This is a genomic window from Mumia xiangluensis (assembly GCF_010994095.1).
Taxonomy (GTDB): domain Bacteria; phylum Actinomycetota; class Actinomycetes; order Propionibacteriales; family Nocardioidaceae; genus Mumia; species Mumia xiangluensis.
In genome coordinates this window covers 412,724-431,627 of record NZ_WJYO01000002.1, presented here as the reverse complement: position 1 = coordinate 431,627, position 18,904 = coordinate 412,724, and the positions used below count along the sequence as shown (strand labels likewise).

Here is an 18,904-nt window from a genome sequence, read left to right as displayed (position 1 = left end):
ATGGGCTCCACCGCGGCGGCATCCTGTCAGCCACGTCGGCATCCGAGGTCCATCGATGATGTGATTCGTGATTAACATAGGGATGTGAGCCGGGTCACGCAACCCCTAGGGCCAGCCTGTCTTTGCTGGGGTCTCACCACCACGACATCGGCACGTCATGGGCAGAGGATGCGGCCCCAGGTTCACTTGGTCTCAGGCGACGTCGCACGCCCGCAGCCCCGTGGCATCGGATATCGTCGAGCTCCGACGAACGGCCTCACGATCCGTCCTGGAGGAAGCAATGACCCATCCCGTGATCGAGACGCCGACCACCGAAGGCGTCGAACGCGCTGCCGCGCTGGCTCGCCGCTGGCTGCCCGCGTTCCTGGCCGGACGCAGGGCCGAGGACGACGTCTACGCGGCCGGCGCGAGCACCTGGCACAACGTCGGCGAGTGGGAGGCGGAGATCCAGGCGACACCCTCCCGGACGCGGACGGTGCAGGCGGGCGCGGACCTGCGTGTCGAGGACGTCCGCGTGAAGGTCTTCGACGGCGGCTGGGTCCTGCAGTCCGTCGCGGTCGGCGTCAACCCTGACGGGGATCCTGTACGGATCCCCTCGTGCCTGGTGGTCACGTTGCGTGACGGGAGGATCGCGCGATTCGAGGAGTACGCCGACTCACGGGCGGCCGAGCGGCTGTTCGGGTCGTCCACGACGGCGAACAGCCCCGGATCGGGGGAATCCGGGGCCGTTCAGGACTGAGGAGCAGGCGGGGGCGGCATGCCCCTCAGCGTCTGTGTTCAGTTGTGGGTTGTACGACCGGCAGATGACTCTGTCCTTCGTACGACCGACAGATGACTCTGTCTTTTGTACGACCGACAGATGACTCTGTCTTTTGTACGACCGACAGATGACTCTGTCCTTTGTACGACATCTTGCGGGGCTCGCCTCCGGGGACCGCTCGTACCTCGCGATCCCCTTCGGCTCACTCCTCAGATGTCGTAGTAGTAGCTGACTCCGCACGAGGGGCGACGCCGTCTCCATGTTTTGCCTGGTCAGGGGGTTGCGCGCGATCGGCGTCGCCCAGGCGTAGGCGCTATTCACGGGCTCGGTAGGCACCCAGTCGGGGGAAAACTGGGGGAATGGCAGCATGCAGTTGAGTCTGCGTGCGGGGGCGCCGCGTGTCCAGCGCCTCGGGTGAACCGGCGGGTGTCTGAGGGTTGGCGGTCGTTCAACACTCCGGGTCGAACTCGACCAGGAGACGACTCTGCGAGCCACATGCTGCGCGGGTGCGTACGACCCTTCGGCCCGAAGGGGCTCCGGCGACGCGGGTGCGGGCCGGCAGTTCAGAGCCGGACGTAGGGCCGACGCATCGGCACGAGCCGGAGGTTGCGTTCGATGACCTTCTTCGTAGTGCCCAGGCGCCGCGCGACCCAGACTCGGAACAGGAGGCGGGTCTCGCGGAGGAGGTTCAGCAGGTCTAATGAGTCCACGTCGGGGTGCTCGGGGTGCTTGACCATCCGGTACTTGTCGGCGACGTCGAGGCGCCAGGTGTTGAGGTCGAAGCCGAGGTCCACGTCGATCTCGTCGACGATGCGGCGCAGGTGTTCGCGGATCTGTTTACCAGGTACGTCGCCTCGCTCGACGGCGATGTTGTAGCCGATGTCCTCCATGGCGGCGGCTGCCTCGGAGAAGAGGGTCTCGAGGGCGGCGTCGGGGCTGCTGACTGAGTGAATCATGCCGGCGATGCCGCGGGTGTGACGCTCGCGCAGCTTGAACCAGCGACGGACGCCGGCCTCGCCGATGTCGTCGAACTCGAACAGGTAGCGACTCCTCTCGACGTCTCCAGGTGCCTGTAGATCGTGGGTGTAGACAGGTGCCCATCGATCCCACACGGGGTGGTCGTCGAGGGCCCGTTCCGGGTCGCGTCGGCTTTGGACCTCGACGTGTTCGAAGCCGTACGCCTGCCAACCGGCGACGGTGAGGAGTTGACGGATCGCGTTGTGCACGTCCAGGTGTTCGGCCCAGGTCCGAGGCCGGAGGACATTGGTGGAGACCCGCACGCCATCCGCGATCATGCTGACGCCGGCCTGACTTCTGTCGGCCAGGGACCAGGAGTGCCAGCCTTCCAGCCTCGCGTTGAGTCGCGGCGAGATGTTCAGCGGTTGAGGCGCCTGGAGGTAGACCGCAGTCCGCCGGCCTCGGTCGTGTCGTGTGACCTCATGGTCCACCGAGCCGAGGCGTGTCCACTCGTTCAAGCCCTGGAGCCTCGTGTGCATCCCGTTGATGCGGGTGTAGTCGATGCCTTTGCGCCCGGCCGCGACGGCGAAGCGGAAGTAGGCGCCGCCTTCCTCGAGGCCCCCACCGAGCGTGGTTCGCGATCGGTAGGGGTCGAGCAGGCATAGATGGCCGTGGGTGTCGGCGAACCAGACCACCTCTGGTACCTCGTAGTCGTGGAGCTTGTAGTCGGGGTCGTCACCGAAGCTGACGCCACGGCCGGCGAATCGTCGGCGGTGAACGTCGTCTTCGCGGAAGTGCGGCACGACGAGCTCGATCTCCCGGCCGGTGTTGCGGAGCATCGCCGGATAGCCGTCCGGCAGCCCTCGGTCCCAGCAGAAGCCGACGCGGGCGCTGTCAGGCTCGAGCACGTTGGGCATGTTCCATCATGCGGGTCGCCGGGGTCAGCGGCGCTGCTCTCCTATGGCGCGCGCAATACTCTGACCGAGCCGGTAGAACGCCAGCTTGTCGCCTGACAGGCGGTGTCCAGACGGCCCCGCCTCTGGAATGGGCCACAGCCCCGAGTCTTCGACCATCACGTGGAAGTCGTCGCTGTAGTGCGGTGCTTCCAGGTCGGAACTCCGGTAGGCCACGGTGATCCTGCCGTTCTTGCCGAGACCGGCCGCAACGGTCCCGTCGTCGAACTGGCTGTCGGGACCGGACTCGAGGCGCCACATCGCTCGAATGCTCGAGCCGGGTGCCAGCGTCCGGGCGGTGGTGAAGAAGGTTCTCACGGACTGCGCGATGTCATCCGGTCTCTCGGGCCAGTCCGAGTAGTCGAGGCGGAGATCGAGGGCTGCGGACTTGCCGACGTTGACGACGCGGACGTCCCAGTTGGGCGAGCCAGCGAGGCTCGGTACGACCTCGGCGTAGACGTAGGGGCGTGTCTGCTCGATGCTGTCGCGCTTCGTCTGAATGTTCGCGTCGCGGGAGGCGCGAAGTGCCTGCCGAGCAGTGCGCCACGTCGCGAGCGCAATGAGGAGGACGAGAAACGAGAACACCGTGCCAGTGAGTTCCGACCACGCTGAGACCTGGTCGGTGAAGGTGGGTTCGCGCATGGACAGGATCCAAGCACGACCCGATCGTTTCAACCGCTGTTGATGCGGCGAGTTCGGGTACGGACTCCTGGACTGCTAGTCGGCCGCCAGGGTCAGGGTAGGGGTGCAGGCGTTGGATCTGAGACGTCGGATTCGCGTGAAGCATAGGCGGTGAAGAGGGCCTGGTGGAGCCGTCCGCGCGTGCCGACCGCGTAGCCGTTGTCCCTGGCCCACTGCCGGACGACGGCAGGGTCGGCGCGCTCGGCGAGCGCGGGGCTGGCGGCTCCTGTGGGGCTGACCGACGGCGCGGATCCCGTCTGCGGCACCTTCTTGCGCTCGCGGACGGCGGCAGGCTGGAGGTGTTGCAGGAGGGTCGCGAAGTCGTTCGGGTGGACGACGCGGCACCCGACGCGAGCGGCGTCGGCGGCCTTGCCGCCGGAGAAGGTTCCGTCGGTGACCAGCAGGAAGGTCTTGGTGGACACGCTGTTCATGACGCGAACGCCGAGGGCCTCGGCTCGGCGCTCGAGCTGGTCGCGCAACGCCTCGTCGCAGCCGGTGAACGCGACCTTGTGGCCGACCCGCAGCGGTTCACCGAGGGTCCACGGGTCCGGCAGGGGCCCGAGTCCGGCGGAGAGGCGTTCGTGCCGGGCGGCTTCTGCCTGATCCAGGGTGTGCGTCAGGAGCGTGGCGGGTAGGCCGAGCAGCGTGCAGACGTTGACGAGCTCGGCCTTCTCGGCGCGGCTGACGACGCCGTCCTCGAGCGCCAGGTGGGACAGAGCCAGCAGCAACGACCGGTTCGCGGCCGCACGGTCCTGCTCGCTCTGGTCGAGGGTGGTGGCGACGTCGTCAAGGGCTTGAGCCTCGGCGGTCGAGATCTCGCCGTCCTCGAGCGCTTCGGCCAGCATCTCGACATAGGGCAGCGTCGATGCCGGTGCTCCTTCGTCCAGCGCGTCGACGAGGGAGAAGTCGGCGAGGAGCTGCACAAGCGCCGGTGGGGACGCTGCCTTCTTCGCCTGGTTGATCTGGATGCGTGCCCGGGTGTGGGTGATGGCTGCGGCCGGGCGGGGTGCGCGTGTCGGCGAGCCCGGCCAGACGACGGCAGCAGCCTCGGCGGTCAGGGCGAGGTGGTCGGGGTGGGGCGCGGTGCCGTTGCGGGGGTCGAGGTAGTGGCTCAACAGTCCCGCGGTGGCCCGCGCGTCGCCCAAGGCGGAGTGTGCGCCCCGAAGCGGCACTCGCGCCAGCGCGCAGCAGTCCGCGAGCCGACGGCGGTCCATGTCCGGCAGGTAGTAGCTGCTGGCCTCCAACGTGCACAACGTCGGCAGCCACGGGAGGTCCCAGCCGGCGTTGGAGTACTCGGCGCGGACGAACGCGGCGTCGAAGCGCGCGTTGTGAGCCACCAGCACCGTGCCCTGGATCGACTCATTCAAGTGGGGGATGAGGTCGCCGAACTTCGGGGCACCGCGACCACTCGCCGGTGATGCCGTGGATGTGGGTCGCGCCCACCGGTCCCTCTGGATCGACCCGGCGCGACCACTCGCCGGTGATACGGCCGGCCGCGTCGGTGCGCACCACGGCGATCTCCAAGACCCGGTGGTGCTGGGCACTCAGGCCGGTGGTCTCGACGTCGATGACGGTGTAGCCGCCAGGGGTGACGGCCTCGGCCGCCGTCGCGCGATGCTTGCCGGCCGGAGCAGAGCTCCGCCACCTGTCGAAGAGTCCCATGATCACCCCGGGTCCTGGCCTCGCTCCCTCGCGCGGCTGTCCGAGAACGGTAGGTGATGATCCTGCCCCGCACGCGAGAATCGAGTACGAAGACCAGTTGTCGGCTTGTCCGTGCTGGCCCACCAGCTGGGGTCGAGTCGGCGAGTCGTGCGCGGCGGGTGCCGTCGCCATACCAGCCATCGGTCGGCGCCAGCAGCGCTTGGCAGCGCTCCGCGAGAGATGGTCAGGACGCGAGTCCTACCTATTGGGCTGCTCGGATCGTAGGCTGGACGCGACAGATGGAGGTGCCGGCCATGTCGAACGAGCCCACGGTGAGCCGCGAGGTCGAGAGAGTCTTGTCCGGCGCGCTCGCCTACGACGACGCCAACGTCGATGCGCAGGCGCGAGTCCGACAAGCGTGGGACCAGCGCATGTCCGATCGTCGCAACGGCCTCGACCTTGCCACCGAGTTCCGTGAACGGGGCCGCAGCTGGTCCGAGTGCGACGCCGACGGCAAGGTGCTGCAGTGCCGGTGAACGAGCTCGCCGAGCTCCTGCGGCCATTCTGGTCCGAGGAGAAGGTTTGCCGCGAGCTGGCTCTCGCCGAGCATGAACTGCGCGACCTCGAGGCGCACGACGACATCCTCGCCCTACCGACCTCGGACCCGACTCCCGTGAACATCTACCCCGTGGAGCAGTTCGAGAGGGCCGACGGCCGTGTTCGCGTACGACCCGCACTCCAAGCCGTCTTCCGCGAGCTCCGCGCCACCGACCGCTGGACCGTGGCCATCGCGGCGCTCCGCACAGCCGCCCCGGAGCTCGACGATCGCACCCCGCTCGACGCGGCCCGTGACGGTGTCGCTCCCGAGCGGCTCGCAGCCTACGCGCGTCGTCTGGCGGCGGAGTGGCGCTGACTCCTGCGTCTTCAACGAGGCAGGACGGCGGTCTCCGCCGCACAGGCGACACCTCGGCTCGGTATCCCGTGCGGCGGGCGTCCGATGCATCGGCGCTGTAGGCGACAGCTCAGCCGAGCGGCAGGTTGATCGCGGCGATCGCGTCGCGCTGGCGTTGCCCCGGTCGCTTGTCGTAGCCGGCGGTGGTGGTGGGGTGCGCGTGCCCGACGGTCTTTGCCACGAGGGCGATGTCGTAGCCGTTGTCGAGGAGTGTGGTGATCACGAAGCGACGAAGATCGTGCACAGTGGTGCCGGGCAGGTCGGCGACCTCAGCGAGCCGGTGGACGAGCTTCCACACCTGATGAGTGCTCATGGGACCGTGGTCAATCAAGGCACGGCCGGTGCGCGAGAGCGGAGGGAACAGCGCCCCCTTTGCTGCTCCACGGAACTCGAGCCACCGCTCGAGAGCGTGGACAGTCGCGGGATGCAGCCAGGCGTTGCGAGGGAGGCCCGACTTCGTCTCCTGCAGGTGGACTCGCCGCTCTCCGAGGAAGGTGTGGTGAAGCCTGATCCGCGAGACCTCATGGCCCCTGGCGCCTGTGCTTGCGAGCGTCAGAACCAGCGCGAGGTCGCGGGTGCGCGTTGCCTCGTGCTGCGCCATGGATGCGGCGGCGCGCACGAGCGTGGCGACGTCGGCCTCGCTCAGGTACCGACCCGGTGGCCGCCTGGTCTGTCCACCGAGGACCTCGAGCTTGGTGACGCTGTCGTACTCGTCGTGCGTCACCAACCCGACCTTGCGGCAGCAGTTCAGCATCACGCGAAGCGCTGAGGCGTCCTTGACGAGCGTGGCGCGGGAGTACCGGTCCGCCACCGGCGCCAGGACTGCTTCTGCGATGGCCTCGTCAGTGATGTACTCCCAGGCGAAGGTCTGCTCGTCCTCGCGGCCCTGGCTGAAGGTGCTGGCGACGCGTCGCAGTGCTCCGATCATCGCCCGCTGGCTCTCCGCGTTGTGACGGTACCGCCTCTTGAACAGGGTGAGCGCAGCCTCGCGCATGGCCAGGCGCTCGCCCTCTTCGAGGGAGACAAGATGCAGTCCGGTCATCGTCGGCCGTCCGTCTCTTCGTCCTTCTCCACAGGGTTGGACGAGGGGAGGTCGAACGAAGCGATGGCATCGCGCTGCAGGTCATCTCCGGCCATGTCGTAGACGAGCGTCGACTGGAGCTTCTCGTGGTTCAGGAGCCGGCTGACGAGTGCATGGTCGTGGGTGCGGAGCATGAATGATGCGAAAGTCCGCCGGAAGTCGTGGGGAGTGAAATGGGCAAGGCCGGCATCTTTGGCTCGGCGATGGACCATCGTCCTGATGGTGGGCCCAGTCATGTGCGCGAATCCGAACACGTACAGGGAGCAGAACAGCGCACCAGGAAGCGCGCCCCGCACCTTCAGCCAATTGTCAAGGAGCAGGGCGACCTCTGGGTGTACGAAGACGGTGTGGTCACGTCCGTTCTTCGTGTGCAGGAGTGTCAGGGTGCTCGTGCTCCGGTTCCAGTCCCGCAGCTCCAGCTTGGCGACCTCGCCGACGCGCACCCCCGAGGAGTACATCAGCGCGATCATGGCGGTGTAGCGGGTGCGTGCGGCAGCGGATCCGGTCGTGCTGCACTGGCGAAGGAGTCTGCCGACCTCGTCCTCGGCCAAGGCCCGCCCCTTCGCGGACCGGCCGGGCATGGTCGTGGGGAGCTCGTCCAAGAGGAGATCGCGGCGAAGAGGACTGATCAGGCGGGCCTTTGCGCAGGCGTGCACGACACTGCGCACGGTGACCATGCATTCGTTCCGAGTCGACTGCAGGTTGAACATCTTGTGGATGTCGCGCCGGTAGTCGGCGAGGTCGTCAGGAGTCAGCTGATGCCAGGAGAACGCCAGCACGTCCTCACGCGTCAAGCTCTTCGGCGGCAAACCTCGGAGGCGTTCGCACGCTCGCCGCAGCTGGAGATAGAAGTCGGGCCGCCGGTGCTCAGCACGCCTGGCCAGGCTTCGTTCGATCGGATGTGCGGCCGGCGGTAGTTCGAGCGCAGCAGCGGGGTTGGGGTCACACCAGTCCTCGTTCGCCGTACGGACGGTCCCCCGTGTGGAGGCGTGGTGTTCGCCAGCGCGCCGGAACATCTCGAGAGCATCCGGTGGTCCCGTCTGCCCACCATCGACGTCGTCGTCGACGTCGTTCTCGTTCGCGCGTCGTTCATGGTTCCCCGAGGGGTTCATCTGAGTCACTGTAGGTGCCGTTCTGCCCGAGATCACGGGCCTCGTTGAAGGGCAAGGGAATAGCTCTTCCCTTTCCCTTCGCACCCGATCTGGGTGCTGAACGGACCGTCCAGGCCGACCTGGGAGACGCAAGTAGTTGGCCGGGCAGGGCGGAGCGTTAGCGTCGCCGGCCACACCTGTTGAGCACCGGCCCGCAGGAGGTAGGCGAAATCGTCGAGGTGTCGAGGGCGGGACCCAGGGCGAGGAAGTGTGTAGAGGCAGGGACCGGATGAGGTGGGCGCCGGACCGGACGGAGGTCGAAGCCCAGGAGGTCCGCGACGTGCCGCGACGTTCAACCACCATCGAGCCCGACGTTCTGCGGCCAGCCCTGCGTTCACCCCGGCGGTCGTTCAGCGGTTGGGTCTGTGCAGGTCGGCGACTCAGGCAATCGTTGGGCGCGGGTGGGCCAGACCAACTCCTTACGAGAGGGATGGTCGGAATGTTGAACCGGTCCTGCAGTCCTTCACGCAGTGTCGTGCGCCACATCTTCGAACGCCTCGCACACCGGCCGACTCAACCTGTCGAAAGGCGCTGAGGAGTAAGGGCGGGTCGTCGTCGAACCGCGCCATCTCGCGCCCGTATGCGGGTGGAATCTAGCCGATTGCCTTTCAACCTCGATCGTGTGGAGGCGGCAGTAGGACTTCTGCAGCCGTCGCTCCTGGCGTTGCGCGTTCGGTGAGCGTGATGGTCAGGTTCGCGGACCTCAACTTCTCGGCGTAGTCGATCACCTGGAAACGGGAGGACACCAGCAGTGCTCAACACCGCCCACAGTGCGAACGCCCGGGTGCGACGACGAGCGACTACAGGTGCGACGAAGTGCGAGGCTTGGAGTCCGTCGACCAGCTGGCGAGCAGTGTGAGTGCGTCGTGCGAGGGAGTCCCAGGCTCGGGGAGGTAGGTCACCAGGCTGGTGCTGCCGTTCGACTCGAGCGCCAGGGACTCGAACGGCAGGTCCAGGTCTCCCACGACGGGGTGGCGGAGCTTCTTGATGCCGGTGTTGTGGATGCGGACGTCGTGCGCAGCCCAACGCACTCGGAAGTCCTCGCTGCGGGTGGACAGCTCGCCGACGAGGGCGGAGAGCTTCTTGTCGTAGGGGTCGCGGCCCGCTTCGGCTCGCAGGATGGCGACGGTGTCGTTGGCGACCATCTCCCAGTCGCGGAAGACGGTGGCGGCGGCTGGGTCGAGGAAGACGAGCCGGGCGTTGTTCACCGGCTGGTCGGTGTCGTACCACGGAGTGAAGAGGGCCCGGCCTAGGTCGTTCATGGCCAGCACGTCCAGTCGGCCGTTCATCACGACGGCCGGCACGGTTGGCATGGCGTCCGCGAGGCGTTGGATGGAGGGACGGACGCGGTTCGCGGTCGGTGTGCGACGGCGCCGGGCGCGGGTGGGGGAGTTGGCGGTGCGCAGGAGGTCGAGCAGATGAGCTCGTTCGGCGTCGTCGAGGCGAAGGGCATGCACGATGCCCTCGATGACGCTCTCGGACACTCCCGTGGCGTCGCCACGTTCCAGCCGGATGTAGTACTGCGGGGAGACACCGACCAGCAGGGCGGCTTCCTCGCGGCGCAGGCCGGGGACGCGGCGGCGATCGTCGCCGTAGGTGGGCAGACCTGCATCGGCGGGGCTGATCCGGGCTCGTCGAGTGCTGAGGAACTCCCGGATCTCTGCCCGGACGGCATCGCGTGAGCTCGGTTCACCGGTGGTCATGACGTCCACTGTACGAGCGGTCTGGCTCCTGTAGGGGTCCCTGTCAGTGACCCCTACGAGCAGGACTCCCGCCGACGGTTCTGCGCTGGTTGTGTGGTCGTTGGCGCCCGGAAAGGACGCCACCACGACCAGAAGGAATGACCATGAGCGAGCACACCCAGACTCTCCAGCCCACCGACAAGAGCGTGTGGCTCGTGACCGGAGCAGGCCGCGGCCTCGGCGTCGACATCGCCAAGGCCGCACTCGCCGCCGGCCACGCCGTCGTCGCCACCGCACGCAGCACCGACAGCATCGACCAGGCTCTCGGCAGCCACGACGCCCTGCTCGCCGTGCCGCTGGACGTCACCGACCCCGCCGCCGCCGAGGCCGCCGTCCGCGCAGCCGTCGAGCGGTTCGGCCGCCTCGACGTCGTCGTCAACAACGCCGGCAGCTTCCAGGCGGGCTTCTTCGAGGAGATGAGCCCCGAGGCGTTCCGCTCCCAGATCGAGTCGACCCTCTTCGGACCCGTCAACGTCACTCGTGCAGCTCTCCCGCAGATGCGCACTCAGCGTTCAGGCCTCGTCATCACGATCTCCTCGACCGCCGGCATCGCCTCCACAGGCGACTTCCTGACCGCCTACGCCGCCTCCAAGTTCGGCGTCGAGGGCTTCATGGAAGGTCTGGCGACCGAGGTCGCACCCTTCGGCATCGACACGATGCTCGTCGAGCCCGGTTTCTTCCGCACCGAGCTCCTGAGCCCGCAGTCCACCCAGTACGCGGCCCCGTCCATCGAGGACTACGCCGACCGCACCACCGCCACCATCCAGGCGTGGCAGGGCATGGATGGTCAGCAGGGCGGCGACCCCGCCAAGCTCGCCGCAGCACTCGTCCACCTCGCTGGTCTGCAGGAGCGTCCGTCGCGCTTCGCCGCCGGCGCCGACGCCGTCGAGCTCTTCGAGACCAAGGCCCAGGCCCTCATCGACCAGGCCAACGCCCACCGCGAGCTGTCCACCAGCCTTGCCCACGACAACGCCTGACCAGCTCGTTGGCAGACCCGAAGGAACCCCACCCATGAACAAGCACCTCGCTGGCACGGTTGCCATCGTCACCGGCGCCAGCAGCGGCATCGGTCGCTCCACCGCCCTCGAACTCGCCGCCCACGGCGCCTCCGTCGCGGTCGTAGCGCGGCGCCAGGACCATCTCGACGCTCTCGTCGGCGAGATTCAGAACACTGGAGGTACGGCGTTGGCCATCGCTGCTGACATCACCGACCGAGCCCAGGCGACGTCAGCGGTAGAGCGGACCGTGGCCGACCTCGGTCGCCTCGACATCCTCATCAACAACGCGGGCTTGATGCTGCTCGGCACGGTCTCCGAGCAAGACATCCAGGACTGGGACCGCATGATCGCGATCAACCAGACCGGCCTGCTCTCCATGACCCGGGCAGCCCTGCCGCACCTGCAGGCGGCCGCGACCCGCGAACCCCGCCGCGTCGCCGACATCGTCAACATCTCCTCCATCGCCGGACGTGTCGCCTGGCCCACCTTCGGCGTCTACAACATGACCAAGTTCGGCGTGAACGGCTTCACCGAAGCCCTTCGCCAAGAGGTCACGAAGTCTCACGTGCGCGTCGGTCTCCTCGAACCGGGTGCCGTCGAGACGGAACTGGTCTCCCACAACACCGACGACGTCAAGAAGGCGCTGGCCGCCTCCGACGACATCGCCGAGTGGCTCCAACCCCAAGACATCGCCGAGTCCATCGCCTACATGGTCACCCGCCCCCGCCGTTCGTCGATCGCCGAGCTCTGGGCCATGCCCACCGCCCAAGCTTAGACATCACTAGAGGGGAAACGACCGATGCGTAGCTTTCCCTTTGCCTTCGCACCCGATCTGGGTACAGGACGGACCGTTCGGGGCGACCTGGCAGACGTAAGTAGCTGGCGAGTGGGCCTGCCGGGCTCGGCGCAGCCGTCGCTATCAGGCATCAGAGCCGCTGGGCGCCTCGAGCCCATCGACTGTCCGCCACGCCGCGGCAGCGCACCGCCGTCGATCGTCGGCCAGTCCGCGTGCGTCGGAGCACCGGGCACGGGCACGTCCTGGCGTGCGACGTAGGTGAGCCGCTCGTGGACCCAGCCCGCCAGGTCGGCCAGGATCGGGGCCGTGATGCCGTGACCCCCGGGGGAGCGTCTCCCGACGACCGGTGCGCCCGAGGCCTCGTGGAGGTAGGTCCAGGTCCGGTCGAGCAGCTCGCGGGGTATCACCTGGTCCTGGTCGCCCTGGGCCACGAAGACCGGCAGGTGCGCGAGCCGGCTCGGCTCGACGAGTACCCCGGCCTCAAAGGGCAGCGTGGCGAACAGCACCGCGGCGCCGGCGAACCGTGCGGGGTCGTCGAGGACGAGACCGCCGGCGAAGGCGCCTCCTCCGCTGAAGCCGACCACGACGACGGGTCGCCACGCCGGAGCGATGTCGTCGAGCCAGGCCCGGAACCACGCCATCGTGTCCGCGAGGGACTCCGCGACAGGTCGGCCGATCCCACGGTTGGCGAACCAGGCGTACCCGCCGCCCTCGGAGATCGGGGCCCGGACCGCCGCGTAGGCGACGCCGCCGGGCAGGTGCGGGGCGAGAGCAAGGATGTCCTGCTCGTTCGACCCCCGCCCGTGCAGCAGCACGACGAGGGGCGCGTCGGGAGAGGTCTCGCCGAAGGTGGCGACGACCGGCGCGCCGAAGGACGAGACGGTCACGGCGCCTCCTCCAGCGGGACCAGCTCGGCAGCCGTGCGCACGCCACCCCACTGCGCGACCTCGGCAGCGATGTCCATGCGCTCCACGGGCGCCGCATCGGCGTACTCGCCCCAGGCGGACCGGGGCAGCATCCACATGACCTCGAACTCATTGCCGTCGGGGTCGATCCCGTAGACGCTCTTGGTGGCGCCGTGGCTCGACTCGCCCGTGTAGGCATTCAAACCGGCCAGCGTCATCCTGCTCTGCTCGAGCTCGTCGATGGTGTCGACCTGCCACGCCAGGTGGTAGAGCCCCAGCGAGCCCCGAGGGCGCGGGGGCTGGGCGCCAACCCCGAACAGCCCGAGGTCGTGGTGGTTCCCGGAACGGGGCAGCCGCATGAAGGCGGCATTGGCGCGCGGCTCGCGTGCGGCCACCTGCATCCCGAACGCGGCCTCGTAGAAGGACACGCTGCGGGACAGGTCGGCCACGTAGAGCACGGCGTGGTTCAGCCGGACGGCGTTGACGGTCATCGGATGCTCCTCTTCGCGGTCACCGTCAGGCGACGGTCGCGAAGCCACCGGTCCACGAGATCTTCTCGGCGGCCGCGAGCGTGAGCTGCAGGAAGCCGACGGCCTCGAGCTCGCGGGCGCGCTTGAGCGAGCCGGCGTCGACGGCCTTGAGGCCACCGGCCGTCACGACCGAGGCGAGGGTCGTCTTCGCGTCGGCATCGTCGCCGGCGATCAGCACCGTGGTCGTGGCGTCCCCGACGGAACCGGAGGACAGGGTCGCGGCGAAGGTGGTGTTGAAGGCCTTCAGGACGCGGGAGTCCGGCAGGGCCGCAGCCACCTCGGCCGCAGCCGAGCCGTCAGCCGGCACGGTGAGCGAGTCGAACGTCTCGAAGTTCAGCGGGTTCGTGATGTCGACGACGATCTTGCCCGCGAAGCTTGCGCCGCGCTCGGCGATGACGGCGGAGAGGGCCGGGTAGGGGACTGCCAGGACGACGATGTCGCCCGTGACCTGGGTGGTGGCGTCGTCCTCGCCGATGAGCTGGACGGTGGTCCCGCCCTTGCCCGCGACGGCGGAGATGGCCTGGCCCATGTTGCCGGTGCCGATGATGGAGATGGTGGTCATGGTGAGCTCCTAATTGGTTGTTGCTTCAACTAAAGAGTACACCGTTGCTTGTAGATTCAACTAATGCGATCATGTGACCATGGACACGAGGTGGCTGACCCCCGTCGAGCGCGCGGCCTGGGTCCGGCTCGTCGCCGTGGTGGAGCTCCTGCCCGGTGCGCTGGACGCCCAGCTGCGCGAGGACTCCGGCTTGACCCACTTCGAGTACTTCGCGCTCGCCATGCTGTCGGAGGCGCCGGACAGGACCCTTCGCATGACCGCACTCGCGCAGCTCTCCAACGCCACGCTGCCGCGCTTGTCCCACGTGGCCAAACGGCTCGAGGCGCGCGGGTTGCTGGTGCGCGAGCCGTGCGCGGAGGACCGGCGAGCGACGAACGCACGGCTCACCGACGAGGGCTGGGCCAAGGTCGTCGAAGCCGCCCCGGGGCACGTCGCAAACGTGAGACGGCACGTGGTCGACGCGCTCACCGGTGACCAGGTCCGTCAGCTCCACGAGATCGGTGACGCGCTGCTCTCCGCCCTCGATCCCGACGGTCGGATGACCGGCCTCTACGAACCTGGCACCTGAGCGCCACTGATCCGGCCCTACCGAAGCGCGGCGGCCATCGACTCACCAAGCGGCCGACGAGCACTGTCTTCGCGGCGGGAACCCGGCTACGGGCCGGAGGAGAGCACCACGGGGATGACGGCCAGGGAGACCCGACGACCCTCGTCGTCGGCGGTGACCACGTAGTCCGCGCGGTGAGTGGGGTTGGTGCTCGCCTTGGTCAGGACGTGACTGGGATGTGCTTCGACCGCTGCGTGCAGCTTCGCCACGGTCGCTGCCGAGTCGGCGGTCTTGATGAACATGACCAGCGCCGCCTTGCTGTCGCGCCACACGATGTAGCCGCGCAGCTGGTCGAGGGCCTCAGCGACGCCCTTGGGTCCGTGCCACACCTTGCACTCGCCGATGAAGACGTTTCGGTCGTCGTGGCGGATGAGGATGTCGGTCTTTCCGCTGCCGTTGAAGAGCTCGCCGCCGGCGCCGCCTTGCCAGTACGAGTTGAGGTTCGCCAGGAGCAGGTCGCGAAGTTCCTCCTCGTCGAGCTTCTCCGCAGTTCTCGGCGCACGCTCGAGCGAGTTCGACCAGGCCCGGACCGCGTCGAGGACGTCCTGGTAGATGGCGTCGTCGAGCACCGGCTCCGGAACGGATGCGGACTGCGTGGTGCGCGTCGAGAGCGAGACGTGCTTCCGTCGCGCCGGCACCGCTGGCGGCGGGCTGCCGGTAGATGCGACAGGGATCCCGAGGGATTCCTGCAAGGCGCGATCCGAAAGGACCCGAGCGCGCCGCTTCTCGACTGCGGCGCGGACGTTCTGCTCCGCGGAGACGAGGAACTGAGCCAAGTCGACGTTGGCCCATCCGATGCGTTTCGACACGTCGGTCCTCGCGCTTCCCACCACGCGCTTGATGCGGTCCGCGTCGAGAGCGCGATCGACGACCTCGACGTCGACTGAGGTCGACGAGATCTTTGCCTGGCCGGGTCCGCTCATGGAAAACGTCGACGCGTCGTAGTCGAGCATCGCCGATGTGCCTGTCAGCACATGGGACACGACGATGCGACTCGCCGCGACGTCGTAGGTCCGTTGGTCGAACTGGTCGCGGACCTGGGTGATGACCTCGGTGATCGGGGAAGCGGTCGGACTGTCCCAGTGGACGTCGATAGCGACAGGCATGTGTTTGTCCAGGACCGCCGCGACCAGCACGTCGACGTGCTCGGTGGTCAGCACGTCCTGGTCGACGCTGCTCACCTCACGAAGAGCCCAGTCCATCCGCTGCGCGAAGAACTCGCGCAGCGACTGCCGAGTGCCGAACATGTGGTCCCGTCGGAATCTGGGGCGAACGCCTGTCGGAAAACCAGCCTAGCGGCATGCTCCGACTTCGAACCTGCTGCACCGTACTGAAGGCCTCAGCCGCGCCGCCGCGACTTGGCAGCGGCTGACCTCCGGTTCTCGTCGCTGGACCGGTAGTACCGGTTCTTGACCGTGAGCTCGTTCTCCCATCCGCCTGCCACCATGAGCTCACCCGCTGTGTAGTCGAAGTCGTCGATGCAGATGCGGGCGTACCGGTGGCGCATGGAGTGCCAGGTCAGGTGGTAGACCGTCTTCGTCTTGCCGTCGCGGTCGTCGACCCACTCGGTGTAGGGCCAGTCGGCGGCCCGCATGGCGGCGTGCAGATGACGGGTGAACGTGGTGTGCCAGAGCATCTTGCCGGTGGCGCTGGGGAACAGAAGGGCGTCCGGGTTGCTGCCCTCCTCTTGCTCTCGAAGGGCTGCGTCGACTCGTGCGGCGAGCGCTCTCTCCAGCTCGAACCCGGTGAAGGAGATGTCGGTGACGGTGACGATGCGGCGCTTGTTGCCCTTGGGGAGGGTCAGGCGCGAGCGCCGGCTCCCGGCCTTCGCTCCCGAGTTCACCTGCCAGTCCACGTGGACGTGAGCCTCTTCCTGCTCACGGCAGCCGCGCAGGTGGACGTCGGACGGCACGAGCTGGAACTCCTCGCCCCACCGGAAGCCGAGGTTCGCGGCGGATTCTACCGCCAGCTGCCCCCAAGTCGGGTAGAAGGCGTCGAGCTCCCGCGCGAGGTCGATGACCTTGGCGCCGCTGGGCGCGTCTTCAGGGCTGATGTACTCAGCGGACTCGCCTGCGTTCCTGGCGCGGGTGTTGCGGCGCGGCCGTCGCGTGCTGGCCGCAGTCGCCGGTGCGGGATACGAGCCGCCCCGGACGAGCAGCTCGGACTGGACCGGGGTGAAGTACCTGGCCTGGTGCCCCCACCGCAGCATGCCCTTCAGGGCTGAGGTGTTGGCCTTGACCATGTTGTCGGTCCCGGCCTGTGATCGCATCACGTCGAGCATCGCGCGGTCGACCTCGAGAGCTTCAGTGCCCTCGAAGCCCTTGAGCACTCGCTTCAAGGTCCGCGCGAGCTGGGTCTTGTGGCCGTCCTGCCACAGGAGCTTCTCGCCGAACGGGCTGTGACCCTGAGCAAGGTAGGCCTATTTGATCGCTCCGAGCGTGGTGACTGCCTCGGGTCCAGCAGCTCGCGAGATGCGCGTGGCGATGTCGATGGCGGCGGACCTCGCCTTCTCCAAACTCGGGCCCCGGTCGGTCTCGCGCCGCTTTCCGTCCGGCTCGATCCACTTGAGCTTGTAGTAGCCGCTGGCCTTCGGTCCCGTGATGGTGACGCCGCCGATGACCTCCCGGAACCCTGCGGTGGCGCTCATGCGGCGACCGCCTTCCGAGCGCGGGGCTTGTAGGGCTTCGCCTTGGTCGACGCGGGCTCCGACGGTGCGGGCGCCGGTGCGGGCTTGGACACAAGCGGGTGGTTCCTGCGCCCAGCCGGTCGGACCCGGTCGGTCGTCGGCAGTGCCGCGAACCAGGCCAGCACGTCCTCGCGGAGCCACAGGTTGCTCGCGAAGCCGGCCTTCGGGGCCGGAAAGGCGGGGGAGTAGGTGTGCTCGCGAGCGCGGTCGGCGCTGAGGCCGAGCGCGTCCGCCAGGTGGTGGATGCCCCAGATTGGGGCGTTCAGGTCGATGTTCATGGCCGGGACCGTTCGGTCCGCGGGGGATCGTGCAACCGTGCACACAACGCAACGGCCCCCGCCGGGGGATTCCGGGGGGAACCGCCAGCGGGGGCCGTGTGTTTGCGCAGGTCAGGGCAGGTTTCTGCCCTCCTGATCAGATGTCGTAGTAGAGCTCGAACTCGTGCGGGTGCGGACGCTGCGCGATCGGAGCGATCTCGTGGTCGCGCTTGTACTCGATCCAGGTCTCGATCAGGTCAGGCGTGAAGACGTCGCCCTGGGTCAGGAACTCGTGATCGGCCTCGAGCGAGTCGAGCACCGCACCGAGCGAGGTCGGGACCGACTCGATCTGGTTGTACTCGTCCGGCGGCAGCTCGTAGATGTTCTTGTCGACCGGCTCTGGCGGCTCGATCTTGTTCTTGATGCCGTCGATGCCGGCGAGCAGCAGCGCGGAGAACGCGAGGTACGGGTTCGCCGACGGATCGGGGCAGCGGAACTCGATGCGCTTGGCCTTCGGGTTCGAGCCGGTGATCGGGATGCGGACGCACGCCGAACGGTTGCGCGAGCTGTAGACGAGGGCGATCGGCGCCTCGAAGCCCGGCACCAGACGGTGGTACGAGTTGACCGTCGGGTTGGTGAACGCCAGCAGCGAAGGAGCGTGCTTCAGGATGCCGCCGATGTAGTGGCGCGCCATCTCCGAGAGGCCGCCGTAGCCCGCCTCGTCGTAGAACAGCGGCTCGCCGTCCTTCCAGATCGACTGGTGGCAGTGCATGCCCGAGCCGTTGTCGCCGAAGATCGGCTTCGGCATGAAGGTCGCCGTCTTGCCGGCGGCCCACGCGGTGTTGCGGATGATGTACTTGAACTTCATGACATCGTCCGCCGCCTTGAGCAGCGTGTCGAAGCGGTAGTTGATCTCCGCCTGACCGGCCGTGCCGACCTCGTGGTGCGCACGCTCGACCTGCAGGCCCGCGTCCTCGAGGTTGAGGACCATGTCGTTGCGAAGGTCCGCGAAGTGGTCGGTGGGGGAGACGGGGAAGTAGCCGCCCTTGTAGCGGACCTTGTAGCCGCGGGCCTCCTCCTCGGCACCCGTGTTCCAGGCGCCGGCGATCGAGTCGATCTCGTAGAAGCCGCGGTTGGCGGACGTCTCGAAGCGCGCCTTGTCGAAGACGTAGAACTCCGCCTCCGGGGCGAAGAACGCCGTGTCGCCGATGCCGGTGCTGGCGAGGTACGCCTCGGCCTTGCGCGCGATGTTGCGCGGGTCGCGGGAGTACGCCTCACCCGTCAGCGGGTCGTGGATGAAGAACTCGAGCGCGAGCGTCTTCTCCGGACGGAACGGGTCGAGGTACGCGGTGGTCGGGTCCGGGAACAGCGCCATGTCGGACTCGTGGATGGCCTGGAAGCCGCGCACGGAGGAGCCGTCGAACATCAGCCCGTCCTCGAACACCGCCTCGTCGAACGACGAGACCGGCACCGTGAAGTGCTGCTGAATGCCGGGAAGGTCGGTGAAGCGGACGTCGACGAACTTAACACCCTCGTTCCTGATGTAGGCCAAGAGCTCGTCGCGGTTTGAGAACATAAAGCCTCCTCGGCCAGAGCGCTGCTGCACAGGCCGGCCGTCTCGTACGTGGTCGAACTGGGGGTCACC

At 67.9% G+C, this 18,904-nt stretch carries 20 protein-coding genes and 1 pseudogene; 6 read left to right on the top strand and 15 right to left on the bottom strand.

The annotated features are described in order from the left end of the window. Positions 1-280 precede the first annotated feature (280 nt). Positions 281-739 (top strand): nuclear transport factor 2 family protein, encoded by a 459-nt coding sequence (locus tag GH747_RS08210; protein WP_149769092.1) that lies wholly within the window; start codon positions 281-283, stop codon positions 737-739. Between the two features lie 584 nt (positions 740-1,323). Here GH747_RS08210 and GH747_RS08205 read toward each other — a convergent pair. The 4 genes and pseudogenes from GH747_RS08205 to GH747_RS22230 all read right to left on the bottom strand — a co-directional run. Further along, positions 1,324-2,634 carry an ApeA N-terminal domain 1-containing protein gene (locus tag GH747_RS08205; RefSeq protein ID WP_149769091.1) on the bottom strand — a complete coding sequence of 437 codons (1,311 nt, stop codon included), beginning with the start codon at positions 2,632-2,634 and terminating at the stop codon, positions 1,324-1,326. Between the two features lie 24 nt (positions 2,635-2,658). After that, on the bottom strand, positions 2,659-3,312 hold the full coding sequence (locus tag GH747_RS08200; protein WP_149769090.1) for a hypothetical protein: 654 nt from the start codon (positions 3,310-3,312) through the stop codon (positions 2,659-2,661). A gap of 92 nt (positions 3,313-3,404) precedes the next feature. Continuing rightward, entirely contained in the window at positions 3,405-4,196 is a 792-nt protein-coding gene (locus GH747_RS22235) for an Lsr2 family DNA-binding protein (RefSeq protein WP_228552868.1), read from the bottom strand. A gap of 330 nt (positions 4,197-4,526) precedes the next feature. Then, positions 4,527-5,013: pseudogene (locus tag GH747_RS22230) on the bottom strand (3'-5' exonuclease); the annotation flags it as partial. A 293-nt stretch (positions 5,014-5,306) separates the two neighbouring features. Here GH747_RS22230 and GH747_RS08185 point away from each other — a divergent pair. Both GH747_RS08185 and GH747_RS08180 read left to right on the top strand, forming a co-directional pair. Then, complete coding sequence (locus GH747_RS08185; protein WP_205602846.1) at positions 5,307-5,528, top strand: hypothetical protein; 222 nt, start codon at positions 5,307-5,309, stop codon at positions 5,526-5,528. Then, positions 5,519-5,905, top strand: a complete 387-nt coding sequence (locus GH747_RS08180) for a hypothetical protein (RefSeq protein WP_149769087.1) — start codon at positions 5,519-5,521, stop codon at positions 5,903-5,905. The genes GH747_RS08185 and GH747_RS08180 overlap by 10 nt, the downstream gene beginning before the upstream one ends. Positions 5,906-6,014: 109 nt before the next feature. On the opposite strand, the gene GH747_RS08175 is transcribed toward GH747_RS08180, so the two are convergent. The 3 genes from GH747_RS08175 to GH747_RS08165 form a co-directional block, all read right to left on the bottom strand. Further along, positions 6,015-6,986 carry a tyrosine-type recombinase/integrase gene (locus tag GH747_RS08175; protein ID WP_149769086.1) on the bottom strand — a complete coding sequence of 324 codons (972 nt, stop codon included), beginning with the start codon at positions 6,984-6,986 and terminating at the stop codon, positions 6,015-6,017. After that, positions 6,983-8,173, bottom strand: coding sequence for a tyrosine-type recombinase/integrase (locus tag GH747_RS08170; RefSeq protein WP_163695398.1), 1,191 nt, complete (start codon positions 8,171-8,173; stop codon positions 6,983-6,985). Before GH747_RS08170 ends, GH747_RS08175 begins: the two co-directional genes overlap by 4 nt. An 803-nt stretch (positions 8,174-8,976) precedes the next feature. Continuing rightward, positions 8,977-9,879, bottom strand: a complete 903-nt coding sequence (locus GH747_RS08165) for a helix-turn-helix transcriptional regulator (RefSeq protein ID WP_149769084.1) — start codon at positions 9,877-9,879, stop codon at positions 8,977-8,979. 143 nt (positions 9,880-10,022) lie between these two features. Between GH747_RS08165 and GH747_RS08160 the strand changes: the two genes are divergently transcribed. Both GH747_RS08160 and GH747_RS08155 read left to right on the top strand, forming a co-directional pair. Next, the gene (locus tag GH747_RS08160) at positions 10,023-10,895 is read left to right on the top strand and encodes an SDR family NAD(P)-dependent oxidoreductase (RefSeq protein ID WP_149769083.1); all 873 of its coding nucleotides are present in this window, start codon (positions 10,023-10,025) and stop codon (positions 10,893-10,895) included. Between the two features lie 34 nt (positions 10,896-10,929). After that, positions 10,930-11,691, top strand: coding sequence for an SDR family NAD(P)-dependent oxidoreductase (locus GH747_RS08155; RefSeq protein WP_149769082.1), 762 nt, complete (start codon positions 10,930-10,932; stop codon positions 11,689-11,691). On the opposite strand, the gene GH747_RS08150 is transcribed toward GH747_RS08155, so the two are convergent. From GH747_RS08150 to GH747_RS08140, 3 genes are read right to left on the bottom strand one after another with little or no spacing between them, the layout of a single operon-like run. Beyond that, positions 11,688-12,599 carry an alpha/beta hydrolase gene (locus GH747_RS08150; RefSeq protein ID WP_149769081.1) on the bottom strand — a complete coding sequence of 304 codons (912 nt, stop codon included), beginning with the start codon at positions 12,597-12,599 and terminating at the stop codon, positions 11,688-11,690. The two genes, GH747_RS08155 and GH747_RS08150, sit on opposite strands and share 4 nt — an antisense overlap. Continuing rightward, positions 12,596-13,108, bottom strand: coding sequence for a VOC family protein (locus tag GH747_RS08145; protein WP_149769080.1), 513 nt, complete (start codon positions 13,106-13,108; stop codon positions 12,596-12,598). Before GH747_RS08145 ends, GH747_RS08150 begins: the two co-directional genes overlap by 4 nt. A 25-nt stretch (positions 13,109-13,133) precedes the next feature. Further along, on the bottom strand, positions 13,134-13,709 hold the full coding sequence (locus tag GH747_RS08140; protein ID WP_149769079.1) for an NADPH-dependent F420 reductase: 576 nt from the start codon (positions 13,707-13,709) through the stop codon (positions 13,134-13,136). Positions 13,710-13,788: 79 nt separating this feature from the next. On the opposite strand from GH747_RS08140, the gene GH747_RS08135 reads away from it, so the two are divergent. Then, a complete protein-coding gene (locus GH747_RS08135; RefSeq protein WP_149769078.1) occupies positions 13,789-14,277 on the top strand; it encodes a MarR family winged helix-turn-helix transcriptional regulator in 489 nt (162 codons plus the stop codon). 86 nt (positions 14,278-14,363) lie between these two features. On the opposite strand, the gene GH747_RS08130 is transcribed toward GH747_RS08135, so the two are convergent. The 5 genes from GH747_RS08130 to glnA form a co-directional block, all read right to left on the bottom strand. Further along, complete coding sequence (locus tag GH747_RS08130; protein ID WP_149769077.1) at positions 14,364-15,563, bottom strand: hypothetical protein; 1,200 nt, start codon at positions 15,561-15,563, stop codon at positions 14,364-14,366. Positions 15,564-15,655: 92 nt separating this feature from the next. After that, the gene (locus GH747_RS08125) at positions 15,656-16,654 is read right to left on the bottom strand and encodes a hypothetical protein (RefSeq protein WP_163695395.1); all 999 of its coding nucleotides are present in this window, start codon (positions 16,652-16,654) and stop codon (positions 15,656-15,658) included. A gap of 81 nt (positions 16,655-16,735) precedes the next feature. Then, on the bottom strand, positions 16,736-16,963 hold the full coding sequence (locus GH747_RS08120) for a hypothetical protein (protein ID WP_149769075.1): 228 nt from the start codon (positions 16,961-16,963) through the stop codon (positions 16,736-16,738). Then, positions 16,960-17,280 carry a hypothetical protein gene (locus GH747_RS08115; protein ID WP_149769074.1) on the bottom strand — a complete coding sequence of 107 codons (321 nt, stop codon included), beginning with the start codon at positions 17,278-17,280 and terminating at the stop codon, positions 16,960-16,962. The genes GH747_RS08120 and GH747_RS08115 overlap by 4 nt, the downstream gene beginning before the upstream one ends. A 136-nt stretch (positions 17,281-17,416) precedes the next feature. Then, positions 17,417-18,835 (bottom strand): type I glutamate--ammonia ligase, encoded by a 1,419-nt coding sequence (glnA, locus tag GH747_RS08110; RefSeq protein ID WP_149769073.1) that lies wholly within the window; start codon positions 18,833-18,835, stop codon positions 17,417-17,419. Positions 18,836-18,904: the final 69 nt, after the last annotated feature.

Coding starts and splice junctions, on each gene's coding strand:
- GH747_RS08210 (WP_149769092.1), top strand. CDS start 281: ATGACCCATCCCGTGATCGAGACGCCGACCACCGAAGGCGTCGAACGC.
- GH747_RS08205 (WP_149769091.1), bottom strand. CDS start 2,634: ATGCCCAACGTGCTCGAGCCTGACAGCGCCCGCGTCGGCTTCTGCTGG.
- GH747_RS08200 (WP_149769090.1), bottom strand. CDS start 3,312: ATGCGCGAACCCACCTTCACCGACCAGGTCTCAGCGTGGTCGGAACTC.
- GH747_RS22235 (WP_228552868.1), bottom strand. CDS start 4,196: ATGCTGGCCGAAGCGCTCGAGGACGGCGAGATCTCGACCGCCGAGGCT.
- GH747_RS08185 (WP_205602846.1), top strand. CDS start 5,307: ATGTCGAACGAGCCCACGGTGAGCCGCGAGGTCGAGAGAGTCTTGTCC.
- GH747_RS08175 (WP_149769086.1), bottom strand. CDS start 6,986: ATGACCGGACTGCATCTTGTCTCCCTCGAAGAGGGCGAGCGCCTGGCC.
- GH747_RS08165 (WP_149769084.1), bottom strand. CDS start 9,879: ATGACCACCGGTGAACCGAGCTCACGCGATGCCGTCCGGGCAGAGATC.
- GH747_RS08160 (WP_149769083.1), top strand. CDS start 10,023: ATGAGCGAGCACACCCAGACTCTCCAGCCCACCGACAAGAGCGTGTGG.
- GH747_RS08155 (WP_149769082.1), top strand. CDS start 10,930: ATGAACAAGCACCTCGCTGGCACGGTTGCCATCGTCACCGGCGCCAGC.
- GH747_RS08145 (WP_149769080.1), bottom strand. CDS start 13,108: ATGACCGTCAACGCCGTCCGGCTGAACCACGCCGTGCTCTACGTGGCC.
- GH747_RS08140 (WP_149769079.1), bottom strand. CDS start 13,709: ATGACCACCATCTCCATCATCGGCACCGGCAACATGGGCCAGGCCATC.
- GH747_RS08135 (WP_149769078.1), top strand. CDS start 13,789: ATGGACACGAGGTGGCTGACCCCCGTCGAGCGCGCGGCCTGGGTCCGG.
- GH747_RS08130 (WP_149769077.1), bottom strand. CDS start 15,563: ATGTTCGGCACTCGGCAGTCGCTGCGCGAGTTCTTCGCGCAGCGGATG.
- GH747_RS08120 (WP_149769075.1), bottom strand. CDS start 16,963: ATGAGCGCCACCGCAGGGTTCCGGGAGGTCATCGGCGGCGTCACCATC.
- GH747_RS08115 (WP_149769074.1), bottom strand. CDS start 17,280: ATGAACATCGACCTGAACGCCCCAATCTGGGGCATCCACCACCTGGCG.
- glnA (WP_149769073.1), bottom strand. CDS start 18,835: ATGTTCTCAAACCGCGACGAGCTCTTGGCCTACATCAGGAACGAGGGT.